Genomic DNA, 14237 nt, shown 5'->3' with positions numbered 1-14237 from the left:
CCGGATTGCGTGGGACGGTCGTCCGCCCCCTCCGAAAACTGATAACAAGGCATCATGGAAGTCCTCGTCATCGGCGCCGGCCTGGCTGGCGTCACGAGTGCCTGGTACCTCAGCCAGGCCGGTTGCAAAGTCACCGTCGTCGAACGCCAGTCTGGTCCAGGCCTGGAAACCAGCTATGCCAACGGCGGACAGATCTCCGTCAGTCACCCCGAGCCCTGGGCCAATCCTGGCGCACCGGCCACGGTCCTGCGCTGGCTCGGCCGCAAGGACGCCCCGCTGCTGTTCCGCCCCCATGCGGATGCAGCCCAATGGCGCTGGGCATTGGCCTTCCTGCGCGAATGCCTGCCCGGTCGCACCGTGCGCAACACTACGGCGATCGCCCATCTGGCCGACTATAGCCGCGACCAGTTGCGCGCCTTGCGAGCATCGACGGGCATCGAGTACGAAGCCGGCACCGGCGGCATCCTCCATCTGTTCGAGGACCCCAAAGACTTCGCCCACGTCCCCGCCAAACTGCGGATCCTGCAGGATCTAGGCATCCGTGCTCAGATTCTCGACCCGGATCAGGCGGTGGCGCTGGAGCCCGGGCTCGCCGCAATGCGTGGCCGCCTCGTCGGCGTCCTGCACGGAATCGACGACGAATGCGGCAATGCCCACCTGTTTTGTCGCGCCCTCGCCGCAAAAGCAGAAGAGGCAGGCGTGCGTTTCCGCTTCAACACCACGGTGCAGTCCTTCGAAGTTCTCAAACGGGCCATCAGCGGAGTGCGCGTAGAGGATGCGGAGGGCCGCAACGGCATGTTGCGAGCCGACGCCTACGTGCTCGCGGCAGGCAGCTATAGCCCGCTGCTGGCCCGCTCGCTGGGGGAGCGGCTGCCGATCTATCCGGTCAAGGGCTATTCCATCACCGCCCCCATCATCGATCCTGAACGGGCACCGCACCTGAGCCTGACCGACGAGGCACGACGCGTGGTGTGCTCACGGCTGGGCAACTTCCTGCGCGTCGCCGGCACGGCGGAACTCAATGGCTACAATCTGGAGGCCAACCCGGCGCGCAGCGCCGCGATCGTGAGGTGGCTGGATGAACGCCTGCCCGGCGTCGCCGATGCCAGCCGGGCCGAACACTGGTGTGGGCTGCGTCCAACGACCCCGGGCAACGTCCCGTTGATCGGCCCCGGGCGCACCGGCAAGCTGTTCCTGAATACCGGCCACGGCACCCTGGGCTGGACCTTGGCCTGCGGGTCCGGCCAGGCCATCGCCGATATCGTGACCGGACTGCGACCGGAACCGGACTTCCCCTTCATCCGCCCCCGTTAGCCCTCTCAGGCGTCGGCCGACTCTTCAAACAGGATGCGATAAACGAAGGCCGACAACACCACCTGCTCGGCATGGGGCATGTCCCCGAACTGGACCCCGTGATGGACCTGGGGTTTTTCCCCCTCCACCGCGGCGGTGGCATGCACCGAGCGGAGGACGGCCGGAATGGTCAGGTACTCCTCGATCTCGTTGACCACCACCCTGAATTTGATCGCCACCCGATCCTCCCTGACACCCATGGGTGCCTTGGCGACCAGCATCGCCCCGCCGGTGCTCAAATCGATAAGCGTTGCCGCATGGGAGCGCCCATCCGCCCCGCTGACCGCCGCGATCAAGTTGACTCGGGCGCGGGCCCCGCGACGGACCACCAGACCACGGACCTGGCTGGGATAGGTCAGATGCAGATGGGGAAAAGGGACGTTCGCGACCTTGAAGATCGTCGTCCCGAAGGCATACACGCTCTTGCCGGAGAACATCCGGACCACGAAGGTCTGCCCCTCCCGCATCAGCAGGACCTTGCCATCCTGGGTGGGCGTTGTCACCAGAACGCTCTTGCCCTTCAGGTAACCGATCAGCTTCACGTAATAACGCTGCGGCCCCGCGTCGTTCTGCACCTGCAACTGCAGGGTGTCGCCAATATCCAGCTTGATGTCTTCGAAAGCGCACAGATCGTCCGTCGGACGCTCGCCGCTATCCGTGTTCAGTCGCGTCTCACGCAGATTGAGCTTGCGGAACAGGCCGCGCTCCATCAGGGCACGCTTCTGGGTCTCTGTCTCGACGACCACCCCACGGGCGAGCAGCAGCTGCCGCTTCTCGTCATAGAGTGGCCACTCGACCGGCTTGCCGACCTCAATGTCACCGGTGTTGATTCGCACGTAAGACATAAGCCACCCACAGTCTGCCCAAAGTGAGGCAGATATCGACACACCGTGCTACGACTTTAGGGATAGCAGAGCTAAGCTGGCCGGAGGCTCGATTTATCCGCTGAGCCTGCGGCCCCTGAGCAATTGCCTCGCGGACTCGCTAGGGGCAGCAGGCAATCAAAAATATTCACTGAACGGCTCTGCAGGCCCCGGCTCAAGCCACCTCGGACTCCGCCTCGGTCTTGGCGGGCGGCGTGCAACAGGAGGACGAGCCGTCGGCACAGCCCTCGTCCTTGGGCGGATTGCGGATCTCACCGGTTTCGGTGTCGAAACCGATGGAGTCGAGGTAGGCGGCGAGCGCCGCATCCATCGAGGCCACGTGATTGTCGAACCACAGCGGCAATTCCTGGATCAACTGCCGGCCCAGTGCCGCATCTCCCCTTTCCAGGCGCTTGCGGACATCGCGGCAGACCGCCAGTACGCGATCATGCTCGGCCTTGTGGCAGCCCGGGAATCCAACGATTTCCATCCAGCGGTTTTCCTGGTCGAAATGCTCGACAGTATGCTCGATGAAGGCGTCCATCGCCGCCAGCAAGGCTTCGCCGGACACATCCAGCATGGCGTTGTAGGCCGCGACGAATTCCTGGTGGGTCTGGTCCATCGGCCCCAGGCCGAGGGCAAGTTTGTCAGTCCATTCCATGGCTGCCATGACGGAAAACCTCGATGAGTGAAACGGGGCGCAACTCTAACCCGAACGACGCGGCCTGGCCCTGAGCCAGATCAAGCGCCTCCGGAAGACAGCGCGCCTATTTGACGAGCTTGAGATGACTGCGGGCCCCACCCTTGGGCGGCTCCGGCGAATCGTCAGGGGCCTCGGACACCACCTCATGGGCCTCTTCGGACTCGATTTCGGTGCCGTCGTCGGGCAGTCCGGAAACTTCGAAAGCCATTCCATGCCCGTTCTCGCGGGCATAGATCGCCGCCACGTTGTCGACGGGTACCGAGATGTTCTGGGCGACACCGCCAAAGCGGGCCTGGAACGCGATCAGTTCATTCCCCATGACCAGGCTCTGGGTCGCGGCAGGACTGACATTGAGCACGATCTGACCATCCTGCACGAAATTGAGCGGCACAATCGTGTGCTTGTCGACGGCGACGGCAAGGTAGGGCGTCAGCCCCTGATCGGTACACCACTGGAAAATCGCACGGATCAGGTAAGGCTTGGTGGAGATTTCGCTCATGACGAAGACCTTCCGGCGAATGCCAAAATGAAGAGTCGCAGCGGGGCCGCAAAACACTGCGGCCCCCGAAGGCAATCAGCGCCGCATGACCTTTTCGGACGGGGTCATCGCATCGATGAAACCCTGACGGCTGAAGATGCGCTCGGCGTACTTCATGAGCGGAGCAGCGGAACGCGGCAACTCGATGCCGTAGTGGTCCAGGCGCCACAGCAACGGGGCGATCGCCACGTCGAGCATGGAGAACTCCTCACCAAGGAGGAACTTCTGCTTGGTGAACATCGGCGCCAGCTGGGTCAGTTGATCACGCACATGGGCGCGTTCCTTGTCAGCCCCCTTGGGGTTCTTTTCCAAGGCGTCGATATGCGAGAACAGCTCGAGTTCAAAAGTGTGCAGCAGCTGGCGAGCCCGAGCACGCATGATCGGATCGGGCGGCATCAGCTGGGGATGCGGAAAGCGCTCGTCGATGTATTCGTTGATGATGTTGGATTCGTAAAGCACCAGATCGCGATCCACCAACACCGGAACCCGGTTGTATGGATTGATGATCGCGATGTCTTCCGGCTTGTTGAAGAGATCAACATCAATCACCTGGAAATCCATGCCCTTTTCAAAGAGCACGATACGGCACCGGTGACTGAAAGGATCTGTCGTTCCGGAATACAAATTCATCATCGTTGTGTTACCCCACGGATACTCAAAATCACACACCACGCGCAGGGCGCGTGGTGTGTCTTGCTAAAGGCAGCAAGGGACTGCATCGGCCGGAAAGCGCCGCTTAATGCACGTCTCTCCAGTAGTTCTTCTTAAGAAGATAGGAGAGAACGAAGAGAAGGCCAAGGAAGGCGATCACGAACGTACCGATCGACTTGCGCGCCTCGGCCATCGGCTCACCCATCCAGACCAGATAGGACACGAGGTCGGCGACCGCATGGTCGTACTCTTCGGCAGACAGCTTACCGGGCTTGGAGGGCGCTTCGATCTCGATTTCCTTGGTCTTGCCACCATGGCCATCGTCATGCTCGTTGATCTTGGCCGTCGCTTCGCCCTGCAGCTCGTACAGCACGTGCGGCATACCGACGTTTTCGAAGACCTTGTTGTTCCAGCCGGTCGGACGGCTGTCGTCACGGTAGAAGCTGCGCAGGTAGGTGTACAGCCAGTCTGCACCGCTGCCAAACTCGGACGCCCGCGAACGGGAGATCACGGTGAGGTCAGGAGGTGCTGCACCGAACCAGGCCTTGGCCTCGTCACGCTGCATGGCGATGCGCATCGGCTCACCGATCTTGTCGGCGGTGAACATCAGATTGTCCTTGATCATCTGTTCGGACAAACCGATCTGCTGCAGGCGGTTGTAGCGCATGTAGCTGGCGCCGTGGCAGTTCAGGCAGTAATTGACGAACAGCTTGGCGCCGTTCTGCAGGGCCGCCGGCTCGGTCGAAACCGGCGCCTTGTCCAGGTGCACTTCAGGACCGCTGGCCAGGGCCATCAGCGGCGTGAACAGAAGAGCTGTCAAAAGTTTTTTCATGGCTTTCATTCTCATTAACCGGTCACGCGTTCGGGCTCGGGCTTGCACTTGTCAATCTTCGACCACCACGGCATGGTGATGAAGAACAGGAAGTAGTACAGGCTGAACAGCTGGGCCACGGGGGCGCCCGGAATCACGCCGAAGAAAGCATAGGAAGGCGGCTTGGTACCGAGGAAGCCAAGAATGGCGAAGGCGATGACGAACAGGGTCAGCATGGCCTTGTAGATCGGACCACGATAACGGATCGACTTCACCGGGCTACGGTCGAGCCACGGCAGGAAAGCCAGGATCACCACACCGGCACCCATCGCAACCACACCCCAGAACTTGGCGTCGAGACCGAACAGCGGCCACACCATCGCACGCAGCAGGGAGTAGAACGGGGTGAAATACCACACCGGCGCAATGTGCGGCGGGGTCTTCAGCGGATCGGCCGGAATGAAGTTGTTGTACTCGAGGAAGTAGCCGCCGCCTTCAGGTGCGAAGAACACGATGAAGGAGAAGACGATCAGGAAGCCGACCACGCCCACGATGTCCTTGACGGTGTAGTAGGGGTGGAAGGGGATGCCGTCCAGCGGGTGGCCATCGGCGCCCTTCTTCTTCTTGATCTCGACGCCATCCGGGTTGTTGGAGCCGACTTCGTGCAGCGCGACGATGTGGGCAACGACCAGGCCGATGAGGATCAGCGGCACGGCGATGACGTGGAAGGAGAAGAAGCGGTTCAAGGTCGCGTCGGACACCACAAAGTCGCCGCGGATCACGATGGAAAGATCGGGACCGATGACGGGAATCGCGGAGAACAGGTTCACGATCACCTGGGCGCCCCAGAAGGACATCTGACCCCAAGGCAGCAGGTAGCCCATGAAAGCCTCGGCCATCAGGGCCAGGAAGATCAGCGTGCCGAAGACCCAGATCAGTTCGCGGGGCTTGCGGTAGGAACCGTACAGCAGGCCGCGGAACATGTGCAGGTACACCACCACGAAGAAGGCGGAAGCGCCGGTGGAGTGCAGGTAGCGGATGATCCAGCCGCCCGGCACGTCGCGCATGATGTACTCGACGGACGCGAAGGCCGCGGGGATGCCAGAGGCGTTGAGAGCGGCATCCGGCTTGTAGTGCATGACCAGGAAGATGCCGGTCACGATCTGGATCACCAGCACCAGCAGGGCCAGCGAGCCGAAGAAATACCAGAAATTGAAGTTCTTGGGCGCGTAGTACTCGGTGAGATGGCCCTTGATGCTCGACGTCAGCGGAAAGCGCTCGTCGATCCAGTCCAATACCGCTTGAGCTTTGGTCGTCATCGTTTATGCCTTTCCGTCGTCGCCGATCAGGATCTTGGTGTCGGCCAGGTACTTGTGCGGCGGAACCTCGAGATTGTCCGGTGCCGGCTTGTTCTTGTAGACGCGACCAGCCAGGTCGAAGGTCGAACCGTGACAGGGGCACAGGAAGCCACCCGCCCAGTCGGCGCTGACACCGCTCTCGGCACCGGTCTTGAACTTGTCGGACGGAGAACAGCCCAGGTGAGTACAAATGCCGACCGCCACCATGATCTCCGGCTTGATGGAGCGGGTTTCGTTCTTGGCGTACTCGGGCTGCTGCGGCTTGTCGGACTTCGGGTCACTGACAAGCTCGTCGGTCTTTTTCAACGACTCCAGCATTTCCTTGCTGCGGTTGATAATCCACACCGGCTTGCCGCGCCATTCGACGGTCATCATCTGACCCGGCTGCAACTTGCTGATATCCACTTCAACCGGAGCACCGGCTGCCTTTGCTCGCTCGGACGGAGTCAGGCTACCGACGAACGGAACGGCGACGGCCACTGCGGCCACGCCCCCCGCAGCCGACGTCGCCAGCAACAACTGGCGTCGCCCACCATCCATTTTTTGATCCACGCTCATGGCCCACTAACCTCAATAAAAGAGACTTCGAAGATCGCAATACGGAAAACTTGCGGAGTATAGCGAAAACCCTTACCCAAAAAAAGTCCTAATAAGCTAAACCCGCGCCAGCATTGGAGAATATGGAATTCGAACGCTCTTTATCGGGACATGAAAGATCTTTTTCGGACTTATCAAAAGTGCGTTTTTATTGCAGCGCGACAGACAATTTGGATCCCGCATCGGCATAATCCGAAACAACCGCCCACGTCCCGGTCACGCGCCAACACCTTGAAACGGATTACTTCCCGCCTTACCCGCCAGCTCGTCCTGCTGCTGCCGCTCGCACTCGCGCCCCATGCCCACAGCGAGGAGTGGCCGGCCACCCTGGACGCCAGTCTGACCCGCGCCGGCATCCCGCGCAGCGCCGTCGCCGTCCTCGTGCAGGACGTGGCCGACGGCCCCCTGCTGCTGGAGCACCGCAGCACGGAGCCCATGAATCCCGCCTCGGTCATGAAGCTGGTGACCACCTTCGCGGCACTCGACCAACTCGGCCCCGCCTTCAGCTGGACGACCCGCCTGTCGAGCGGCGCTGGCGCCAGGCTCCAGGATGGCGTTCTGCCCGGCGACCTCTTCGTCACAGGCGGCGGCGACCCCCGCCTGTCGCGGGAAAGGCTGTGGCTGCTGCTGCGGGACCTGCGGGCCCAGGGAATTCGTCGCATCGCCGGCGATGTGGTTACCGACCGCTCGTTCTTCAAGCTCCCGCCCCACGATCCGGGCAGCTTCGACCGGCGGCCGCTGCGCCCGTACAATGTTGGCGCCGATGCGTTGACGGTGGATTACGGTGCGATAAACGTGCACTTCAGACCCTCTCCGGATGGCGTCAGCGTCGCCATTGACCCCCTGCCCTCCGGTCTTGCGCTGGACACCCGCATTCGCCGGACGGGCAACGGCAGCTGTGTCGACCCGACGGCCCAGCTCGGCGCAACGACCGTCACCGGCAGCGGTGGCGAGACGCTCTTGCGCATCGACGGAAACCTGCCTTCCACTTGTACCGAAGCCTTCGACTGGAATTTCGCACCGCTTCCCCCCGATCGGCTCTTCGAAGGCCTGTTCCGCAGCCTGTGGCGGGATCTGGGCGGCGAGCTGGACGGCCGCTTCCGCGATGGCCGCACACCACCCGACGCACTGCTCCTCGCCGAAAGCCGTTCACCCAGCCTGCCCGAGGTGTTGCGCGACATGAACAAGTGGTCGAACAACGTGATTGCGCGGACCCTCCTCGCCACCCTGGGCGCCACCGCAGAGCCCGGCGAGGATTCGCCCACCGCCGGCGCCCGAAGGGTCCTCCGCAGCCTCAGCGCAAATGGGATCGACACGGAACAGCTGGTCATCGAGAACGGCGCCGGCTTGTCGCGCAGCGAGCGCCTCACCGCGCGCAGCCTCGGGCAGCTGCTGCTGGCCGCCTGGCACGGCCGGACGATGCCGGAACTGATCGCCTCGCTACCGATCGTCGGTATCGACGGCACCGCCAGCAAGCGCCTCGCCGGCAGCCCGGCACAGGGCTCGGCCCACATCAAGACCGGCACCCTGGACGGGGTCCGCAGCATGGCCGGCTACGTGCTGGCACGCAACGGGCACCGCTATGCCGTAGTACTGCTGATCAACCACCCGAATGCTGGCGCCAGCCGCGACAGTCAGGACGCCGTGCTGGAGTGGGTGGCAGGCCGCTGAAACATTCGAGCTGCTTCAGTCAGCCTTTGTAGGCGTGCTCGCGGAGCGCATCGAGAGGAATCAGTTCCAGGGCCGCGATGTGGGTTGCGGCCAACACCACCGGCGGCGCAAAGCCAGCCTCCCACGCCTCGCGCCAACGCATCGCGCACAGACACCAGCGGTCGCCGGGCTTCAGGCCGGCGAAACGAAATTCGGGTCGCGGCGTGCTCAAATCGTTGCCTCGCATCGCACTGAAGCGCAGAAACTCTGCCGTCACCTTGACACACACGTGGTGACGGCCGAGATCGTCCGGGCTCGCATCGCAACAGCCGGTCCGATCCCAGCCGGTCAGCGGATCGTAACTGCAGGCCAGCAATGGACCGCCCAGCACGTTCAGGGCATTGCTGACAGGAAGATCTTCGGTGCTCAATCGGGGTACCCCTGGGGATTGGAACTCTGCCAGCGCCAGGCATCGGCGCACATCTGCTCGATACCACGGGTCGCCCGCCAGCCGAGTTCACGCTCGGCAAGACCGGGTTCCGCATAGCACTGGGCCACATCTCCGGGGCGCCGCGCGACGATCTCGTAAGCGATCTGGCGACCGCTGGCACTCTCGAAAGCCTTGATGACCTCGAGCACGCTGTAACCGCGCCCCGTACCCAGATTGACCGTCAGAACGCCCGGTCGTTCCGTGAGACGCCGCACGGCCGCCACATGGCCAACCGCCAGATCCACGACATGGATGTAATCACGCACGCCGGTTCCGTCCGGCGTCGGATAATCGCCGCCGAAAACCCGCAACTGCGGCAGTCGGCCGACCGCCACCTGGCTGACGTAGGGCATCAGGTTGTTGGGCAGGCCATTCGGGTCCTCCCCGATGCGGCCGGTCGGATGGGCGCCGACCGGGTTGAAGTAGCGCAACAGCGCCACCCGCCATTCCGGATCGGCCGCCGCCAAGTCGGACAGCACGAACTCCATCATCCACTTGGTACGACCATAAGGATTGGTCGGCCCAGTCGGAAAATCCTCGCGGATCGGCACGCTGGCCGGATCGCCATACACCGTCGCGGACGAGCTGAATACCAGGGATTTGACGCCCGCCTCGGCCATCACCTCGGCCAGCGCCACCGTGCCGGCGATGTTGTTCTCGTAGTACAGCAGCGGCTTGGCCACCGACTCGCCGACAGCCTTCAAGGCTGCAAAGTGGATCACCGCGTCGACGGCATGGGCACTGAAGATCTCACGCATTGCCGCCTTGTCGCGGATATCTACGCCGTGCACAGCCGTCAGCGCACACCCGGCGATCTCTTCGACGCGGCGCAGGGCTTCCGGCTTGCTGTTGCAGAAGTTGTCCACGACGACAACGTCGTAGCCAGCGGCCAGCAGTTCGACGCAGGTATGGGAGCCGATGTAACCGGCTCCGCCGGTGACGAGGATGGTGGTCATGCGATTTTCCGGTGGGCAGATAATGCCAAGATGATACCGCGAGACGCCGCCCCACCGGCATCGGCGAGGCTCAGATCGCGCCCTGCATCCTCAAGCCGGCAATGGTCTCATCCGTATAACCCAAACCATGCAGGATCTCGTCGGTATGCTCGCCAAGACCAGGCCCCAGCCATTCGGTCGATCCAGGTGTCCCGGTCAGGCGCGGCACGACGCCCGGAATGCGCATCGGCGTGCCGTCGGGCAGGCACACCGCTTCGAACATGCCCCGAGCGATGAATTGCGGATCGCGGAACATGTCTGCCACCGAAAACACCGAACTGGCCGGCACCTCGGCGGCCTCCATTGCCGCCAGCACGCTGTCGCCGTCGCGCTCTGCCACCCAGGCGTCGATCACCGCGTAGATCTCGGCGGCGCGCCGGTCGCGCCCGGCGTTGTCGGCGAGATCCGGCGCCTCTGCCAGATCCTGCCGACCGATCGCCGACATCAGGCGCTTGAAGATCGCATCGCCGTTGCCGCCGATGATGATGTGGCGCCCGTCCCGCGTGGTGTGGGTATTCGATGGCGTGATGCCGGGCATGATGTTGCCGGTGCGCTCGCGCACGAAACCAGCGACGTCGAACTCCGGCACCATGCTCTCCATCATCGCGAAGACGGCTTCGTACAGCGCCACATCGACCACCTGCCCCGCACCGCCATTCACCTCCCGATGGCGTAGCGCCATCAGCGCGCCAATGGCCGCCCACAGAGCGGCAATGGAATCACCGATAGAGATGCCGGTACGCACCGGCGGACGATCCGGAAAGCCGCTGATGTAGCGCAGCCCGCCCATCGACTCGCCAATCGCACCGAAGCCCGGGCGATCCTTGTACGGCCCGGTCTGGCCAAAACCCGACAGGCGCACCATCACCAGGCCGGGGTTGGCCGCCGACAGCACCTCCCAGCCGAGCCCGAGTTTCTCGAGCACGCCGGGGCGGAAGTTCTCAACGACGATGTCCGCTTCCGCAGCCAGCCGGCGCACGACGGCCAGCCCTTCCGGATGCTTCAGGTTCGCGGTCAGCGATTTCTTGTTACGGGCCTGCACCGACCACCACAGGGACGTGCCTTCGTGGAGCTTGCGCCACTTGCGCAAAGGGTCGCCGCCGTCGGGCGCCTCGACCTTGACCACTTCGGCGCCGAATTCAGCAAGGATGCGGGTGCAGAAGGGGCCGGCGATCAGGGTGCCGAGCTCCAGCACCTTGATCCCGGCAAGGGGTTTGACTTCCTGGCTCATGACTGGCCTCGGACGAAAGACGGAGAACGGCTAAAGGGAACGGCGCTCGACCAGGGCCTGGGCGATGGTGCCGGTGTCCGTATGCTCCAGCTCGCCACCGACGGGAATGCCGCGCGCAATACGGCTGACCTTGAGGCCGCGGCTGCGCAGGAGTTCGGAGATCATGTGGGCGGTCGCCTCGCCCTCGTTGGTGAAGTTGGTGGCGAGGATGACTTCCTGCACCACGCCGTCGCAGGCTCGGTGCAGGAATTTCTCCAGCCCGAGCTCCCTCGGCCCGATGCCGTCGAGGGGCGACAGGCGCCCCATCAGCACGTAATACAGGCCGTGGTAACTATGCGTCTGCTCCAGCATCGCCAGATCGGCCGGCATCTCGACGACACACAACTGGCTTGCGTCCCGCTGGGGATTGGCGCAGCGATTGCAGACCTCTTCTTCACAGAAGGTATTGCAGCGGGAGCAATGGCGCAGCACCTCGAGCGCATGCCCTAGGGCCGTCGCCAGCCGCGCCGCGCCGCGCTGGTCCCGCTGCAGCAGATGGAATGCCATCCGCTGGGCCGATTTCGGCCCCACGCCCGGCAGACAGCGCAAGGCCTCGATCAGGACGTCGAGACTGGACGGCGAACTCATCGGAGGACCTGCGCGCTGCGTCGTATCATGCGGCCGATCAGAACGGCAGCTTGAAGCCGGGAGGCAGATTCAGCCCGGCAGTGAAACCGGCCATCTTCTCCTGGGTCGTCGTCTCGACACGGCGCACGGCGTCATTCACCGCCGCGGCGATCAGATCTTCCAGCATTTCCTTGTCATCCAGCACGGACGCATCGATGTTCACGCGACGCACGTCGTACTTGCAGGTCATGGTGATCTTGACCATGCCGGCGCCGGACTGGCCTTCAACCTCGATGCCGCCGAGGCTGTCCTGCATTTTCTTCATGTTGTCCTGCATTTGCTGAGCCTGCTTCATCAGGCCGGCGATGCCGCCTTTCATCATAACGATGTACTCCAGATAGGTTCAAAGGGGTTTGACCGAGGCCTCTTCCAGCCTCGCATCAAAACGTTGGATAAGTTCGCGGACAAAGGGATCCTGCTCGAGCGAAGCCACCGCCGCCGCATGGCGCTCGGCCTTCTCGGCCTGGTTGCGCTGGGCCGGGGTCTCGGTGGCGATGGTGCCGACCTCGATGCTGACACGAATCGGCCTGCCAAGATGGGCGGTCAGCGCCTCCTGCAGCCGCTCGGCGCCGCTGCGGTTGATCTGCAGCAGGTGCTGGTGGGCCTGGGACAGGCGCAGCTTGAAGCCGTCGCCGTCGACGCCCAGCAATTCGCAGTTCTGCGCCAGCTGCAGGTTCAGCGCTCCCAAGCCCAGCTGGTTCAGCAATCCATGCCAGTCGTCGCCGGACGCCGGAAGCACGCCCGGTACGCGAGCGGGCTCGCTGGCCGTAACGGGTGACTCGATGGCACGAACCGGGACCACCCGCTCGACCTGACCCCGCTCCGCCGACACAGAGCGCGACTCGGCACGCCGGACGGGCGCGAGTTCATCCGCCTCAGGCGGCAGATCCTCCCAGGGAGGAACGCTACTGCCGTAATCCGAAGACGTCTCCTGCGGAGCCGCCACGGCAGGCGCACCCCGTGGTGACTCGAGCGGCGGCGGAGTCACAGCCTGCGGCGGCAGGGCACGCGCCTCATCCTGGCGGCTCGCAGCAGGCTCTGGCACTACGGCAGGCGTCTTCTGGGCGGCCGGAGCCGGCGCGGCAACTGGAGACACAGGGGCAGCCGAGACACGCGGCGTGACCGGACGTTGACCGGCTTCCGGCAGCACGCGGGCCTGCCCTGCTCCGCCACCACCACCGGCCAGCACACCGCCGAGCGCCGCGGGCTGTTCGGGCCTGAACGCGAACAGACGCAACAGCGTCATCGAGAAACCGGTAACCTCGTCCGGCGCCAGCGACAGTTCATCACGTCCATGCACGGCGATCTGGTAGGCCAGTTGCAGGAATTCCGCGTCGAAGGCTTCGATATAAGGCGCCAGCCGGCTGGCTTCACTCTCGTCGGTCAGCGCCGCCGGCGCCATCTGGCCCAGCGCGATGCGGTGGATGAGGCCGGCCAGCGACTGCAGCGCCGACTCGAAGGACAGGCTGCGTGCCTCCATGGCCTCGACGGTGGCCATCAGGGCCTGCACATCGTTGCTGCACAGCGCGTCGAGAACCGCATACAGATGATCGTCGCCCACCGTACCCAGCATGTCCTGCACGGCCAGTTCTTCAATCTTGCCGGCACCGTGGGCGATGGCCTGATCGAGCAGCGACAGGGAATCCCGCATCGAACCATTGGCCGCCTTGGCGATGTGGCGCAGTGCGCCCGGCTCGAAGGGCACACTCTCGGCCTCCAGCAGGCGTGTGAGATGGCCGATGATGTGCCCCGGCGGCATCTGCTTGAGATTGAACTGCAGGCAGCGGGACAGCACGGTGACCGGGATCTTCTGCGGATCGGTGGTCGCGATGATGAACTTGACGTGTTCCGGCGGCTCTTCCAAGGTCTTCAGCATCGCATTAAAGGCATGCCCGGTCAGCATGTGCACTTCGTCGATCATGTAAACCTTGTAGCGCCCCTGGACCGGCGCATAGACCGCTTGGTCGAGCAACGCCGCCATGTCATCCACGCCCCGGTTGGACGCGGCATCCATTTCCACATAGTCGGGGAAGCGGTCGGCATCGATGGCGGTACAGGCGGAGCACTGGTTGCACGGCGTCGCCGTCACCCCGGTTTCGCAGTTCAGCGCCTTGGCCAGGATGCGGGAAATCGTCGTCTTTCCCACCCCCCGCGTACCGGTGAACAAGTAGGCATGATGCAGGCGCCCGGTGGAAAGGGCGTGGGTCAGCGCACGCACGACATGCTCCTGCCCGACGAGCGTCTCGAAACTGCGCGGGCGCCACTTGCGGGCAAGTACTTGGTAAGCCATGGCGGAATTCTAGCAGGCCCGCCCGTCGGGCAGTCCGATGG

15 protein-coding genes are annotated in these 14237 nt (G+C 63.7%); 2 read left to right on the top strand and 13 right to left on the bottom strand.

Annotated features, from left to right (window positions below):
• Positions 1 to 54 precede the first annotated feature (54 nt).
• Positions 55 to 1314, top strand: a complete 1260-nt coding sequence (locus B4920_RS01695; protein WP_079432864.1) for a D-amino acid dehydrogenase — start codon at positions 55 to 57, stop codon at positions 1312 to 1314.
• 5 nt (positions 1315 to 1319) lie between these two features.
• On the opposite strand, the gene B4920_RS01690 is transcribed toward B4920_RS01695, so the two are convergent.
• From B4920_RS01690 to petA, 7 genes are all read right to left on the bottom strand, one after another.
• Positions 1320 to 2198: a flagellar brake protein gene (locus B4920_RS01690; RefSeq protein ID WP_079432863.1), complete on the bottom strand. Its 879-nt coding sequence runs from the start codon at positions 2196 to 2198 to the stop codon at positions 1320 to 1322.
• Between the two features lie 193 nt (positions 2199 to 2391).
• Positions 2392 to 2886 (bottom strand): hemerythrin domain-containing protein, encoded by a 495-nt coding sequence (locus tag B4920_RS01685; protein WP_079432862.1) that lies wholly within the window; start codon positions 2884 to 2886, stop codon positions 2392 to 2394.
• Between the two features lie 97 nt (positions 2887 to 2983).
• Positions 2984 to 3418, bottom strand: coding sequence for a ClpXP protease specificity-enhancing factor (locus B4920_RS01680; protein ID WP_079432861.1), 435 nt, complete (start codon positions 3416 to 3418; stop codon positions 2984 to 2986).
• 75 nt (positions 3419 to 3493) lie between these two features.
• Positions 3494 to 4090, bottom strand: coding sequence for a glutathione S-transferase N-terminal domain-containing protein (locus B4920_RS01675; protein WP_079432860.1), 597 nt, complete (start codon positions 4088 to 4090; stop codon positions 3494 to 3496).
• A gap of 103 nt (positions 4091 to 4193) precedes the next feature.
• Complete coding sequence (locus tag B4920_RS01670) at positions 4194 to 4955, bottom strand: cytochrome c1 (RefSeq protein WP_079432859.1); 762 nt, start codon at positions 4953 to 4955, stop codon at positions 4194 to 4196.
• A complete protein-coding gene (locus B4920_RS01665; RefSeq protein ID WP_079432858.1) occupies positions 4955 to 6238 on the bottom strand; it encodes a cytochrome bc complex cytochrome b subunit in 1284 nt (427 codons plus the stop codon). Before B4920_RS01665 ends, B4920_RS01670 begins: the two co-directional genes overlap by 1 nt.
• A gap of 3 nt (positions 6239 to 6241) precedes the next feature.
• Complete coding sequence (gene petA / locus B4920_RS01660) at positions 6242 to 6835, bottom strand: ubiquinol-cytochrome c reductase iron-sulfur subunit (protein WP_079432857.1); 594 nt, start codon at positions 6833 to 6835, stop codon at positions 6242 to 6244.
• A gap of 270 nt (positions 6836 to 7105) precedes the next feature.
• Between petA and dacB the strand changes: the two genes are divergently transcribed.
• Positions 7106 to 8545, top strand: a complete 1440-nt coding sequence (gene dacB / locus B4920_RS01655) for a D-alanyl-D-alanine carboxypeptidase/D-alanyl-D-alanine-endopeptidase (RefSeq protein WP_254050808.1) — start codon at positions 7106 to 7108, stop codon at positions 8543 to 8545.
• A 19-nt stretch (positions 8546 to 8564) separates the two neighbouring features.
• On the opposite strand, the gene B4920_RS01650 is transcribed toward dacB, so the two are convergent.
• The 6 genes from B4920_RS01650 to dnaX form a co-directional block, all read right to left on the bottom strand.
• Positions 8565 to 8954 (bottom strand): DUF2237 family protein, encoded by a 390-nt coding sequence (locus tag B4920_RS01650; RefSeq protein ID WP_079432855.1) that lies wholly within the window; start codon positions 8952 to 8954, stop codon positions 8565 to 8567.
• The gene (gene galE, locus B4920_RS01645) at positions 8951 to 9970 is read right to left on the bottom strand and encodes a UDP-glucose 4-epimerase GalE (protein WP_079432854.1); all 1020 of its coding nucleotides are present in this window, start codon (positions 9968 to 9970) and stop codon (positions 8951 to 8953) included. Before galE ends, B4920_RS01650 begins: the two co-directional genes overlap by 4 nt.
• Positions 9971 to 10040: 70 nt before the next feature.
• Positions 10041 to 11240 carry a CaiB/BaiF CoA-transferase family protein gene (locus B4920_RS01640; RefSeq protein ID WP_079432853.1) on the bottom strand — a complete coding sequence of 400 codons (1200 nt, stop codon included), beginning with the start codon at positions 11238 to 11240 and terminating at the stop codon, positions 10041 to 10043.
• A gap of 30 nt (positions 11241 to 11270) precedes the next feature.
• Positions 11271 to 11867, bottom strand: coding sequence for a recombination mediator RecR (recR, locus tag B4920_RS01635; RefSeq protein WP_079432852.1), 597 nt, complete (start codon positions 11865 to 11867; stop codon positions 11271 to 11273).
• Between the two features lie 37 nt (positions 11868 to 11904).
• Positions 11905 to 12228 carry a YbaB/EbfC family nucleoid-associated protein gene (locus B4920_RS01630; RefSeq protein WP_079432851.1) on the bottom strand — a complete coding sequence of 108 codons (324 nt, stop codon included), beginning with the start codon at positions 12226 to 12228 and terminating at the stop codon, positions 11905 to 11907.
• A gap of 21 nt (positions 12229 to 12249) precedes the next feature.
• On the bottom strand, positions 12250 to 14196 hold the full coding sequence (gene dnaX, locus B4920_RS01625) for a DNA polymerase III subunit gamma/tau (RefSeq protein ID WP_079432850.1): 1947 nt from the start codon (positions 14194 to 14196) through the stop codon (positions 12250 to 12252).
• Positions 14197 to 14237: the final 41 nt, after the last annotated feature.

The sequence above is a fragment of the Zoogloea sp. LCSB751 genome (assembly GCF_002028455.1).
GTDB lineage: Bacteria > Pseudomonadota > Gammaproteobacteria > Burkholderiales > Rhodocyclaceae > Zoogloea.
The sequence above is the reverse complement of the archived record's forward strand: the minus strand, read 5'-3'. Positions and strand labels throughout refer to the sequence as shown.

Bases quoted from the DNA above. Each gene is read 5' to 3' on its own strand.
- B4920_RS01695 (WP_079432864.1), top strand. From the start codon at position 55: ATGGAAGTCCTCGTCATCGGCGCCGGCCTGGCTGGCGTCACGAGTGCC.
- B4920_RS01690 (WP_079432863.1), bottom strand. From the start codon at position 2,198: ATGTCTTACGTGCGAATCAACACCGGTGACATTGAGGTCGGCAAGCCG.
- B4920_RS01685 (WP_079432862.1), bottom strand. From the start codon at position 2,886: ATGGCAGCCATGGAATGGACTGACAAACTTGCCCTCGGCCTGGGGCCG.
- B4920_RS01680 (WP_079432861.1), bottom strand. From the start codon at position 3,418: ATGAGCGAAATCTCCACCAAGCCTTACCTGATCCGTGCGATTTTCCAG.
- B4920_RS01675 (WP_079432860.1), bottom strand. From the start codon at position 4,090: ATGATGAATTTGTATTCCGGAACGACAGATCCTTTCAGTCACCGGTGC.
- B4920_RS01670 (WP_079432859.1), bottom strand. From the start codon at position 4,955: ATGAGAATGAAAGCCATGAAAAAACTTTTGACAGCTCTTCTGTTCACG.
- B4920_RS01665 (WP_079432858.1), bottom strand. From the start codon at position 6,238: ATGACGACCAAAGCTCAAGCGGTATTGGACTGGATCGACGAGCGCTTT.
- petA (WP_079432857.1), bottom strand. From the start codon at position 6,835: ATGAGCGTGGATCAAAAAATGGATGGTGGGCGACGCCAGTTGTTGCTG.
- galE (WP_079432854.1), bottom strand. From the start codon at position 9,970: ATGACCACCATCCTCGTCACCGGCGGAGCCGGTTACATCGGCTCCCAT.
- B4920_RS01640 (WP_079432853.1), bottom strand. From the start codon at position 11,240: ATGAGCCAGGAAGTCAAACCCCTTGCCGGGATCAAGGTGCTGGAGCTC.
- recR (WP_079432852.1), bottom strand. From the start codon at position 11,867: ATGAGTTCGCCGTCCAGTCTCGACGTCCTGATCGAGGCCTTGCGCTGT.
- B4920_RS01630 (WP_079432851.1), bottom strand. From the start codon at position 12,228: ATGATGAAAGGCGGCATCGCCGGCCTGATGAAGCAGGCTCAGCAAATG.
- dnaX (WP_079432850.1), bottom strand. From the start codon at position 14,196: ATGGCTTACCAAGTACTTGCCCGCAAGTGGCGCCCGCGCAGTTTCGAG.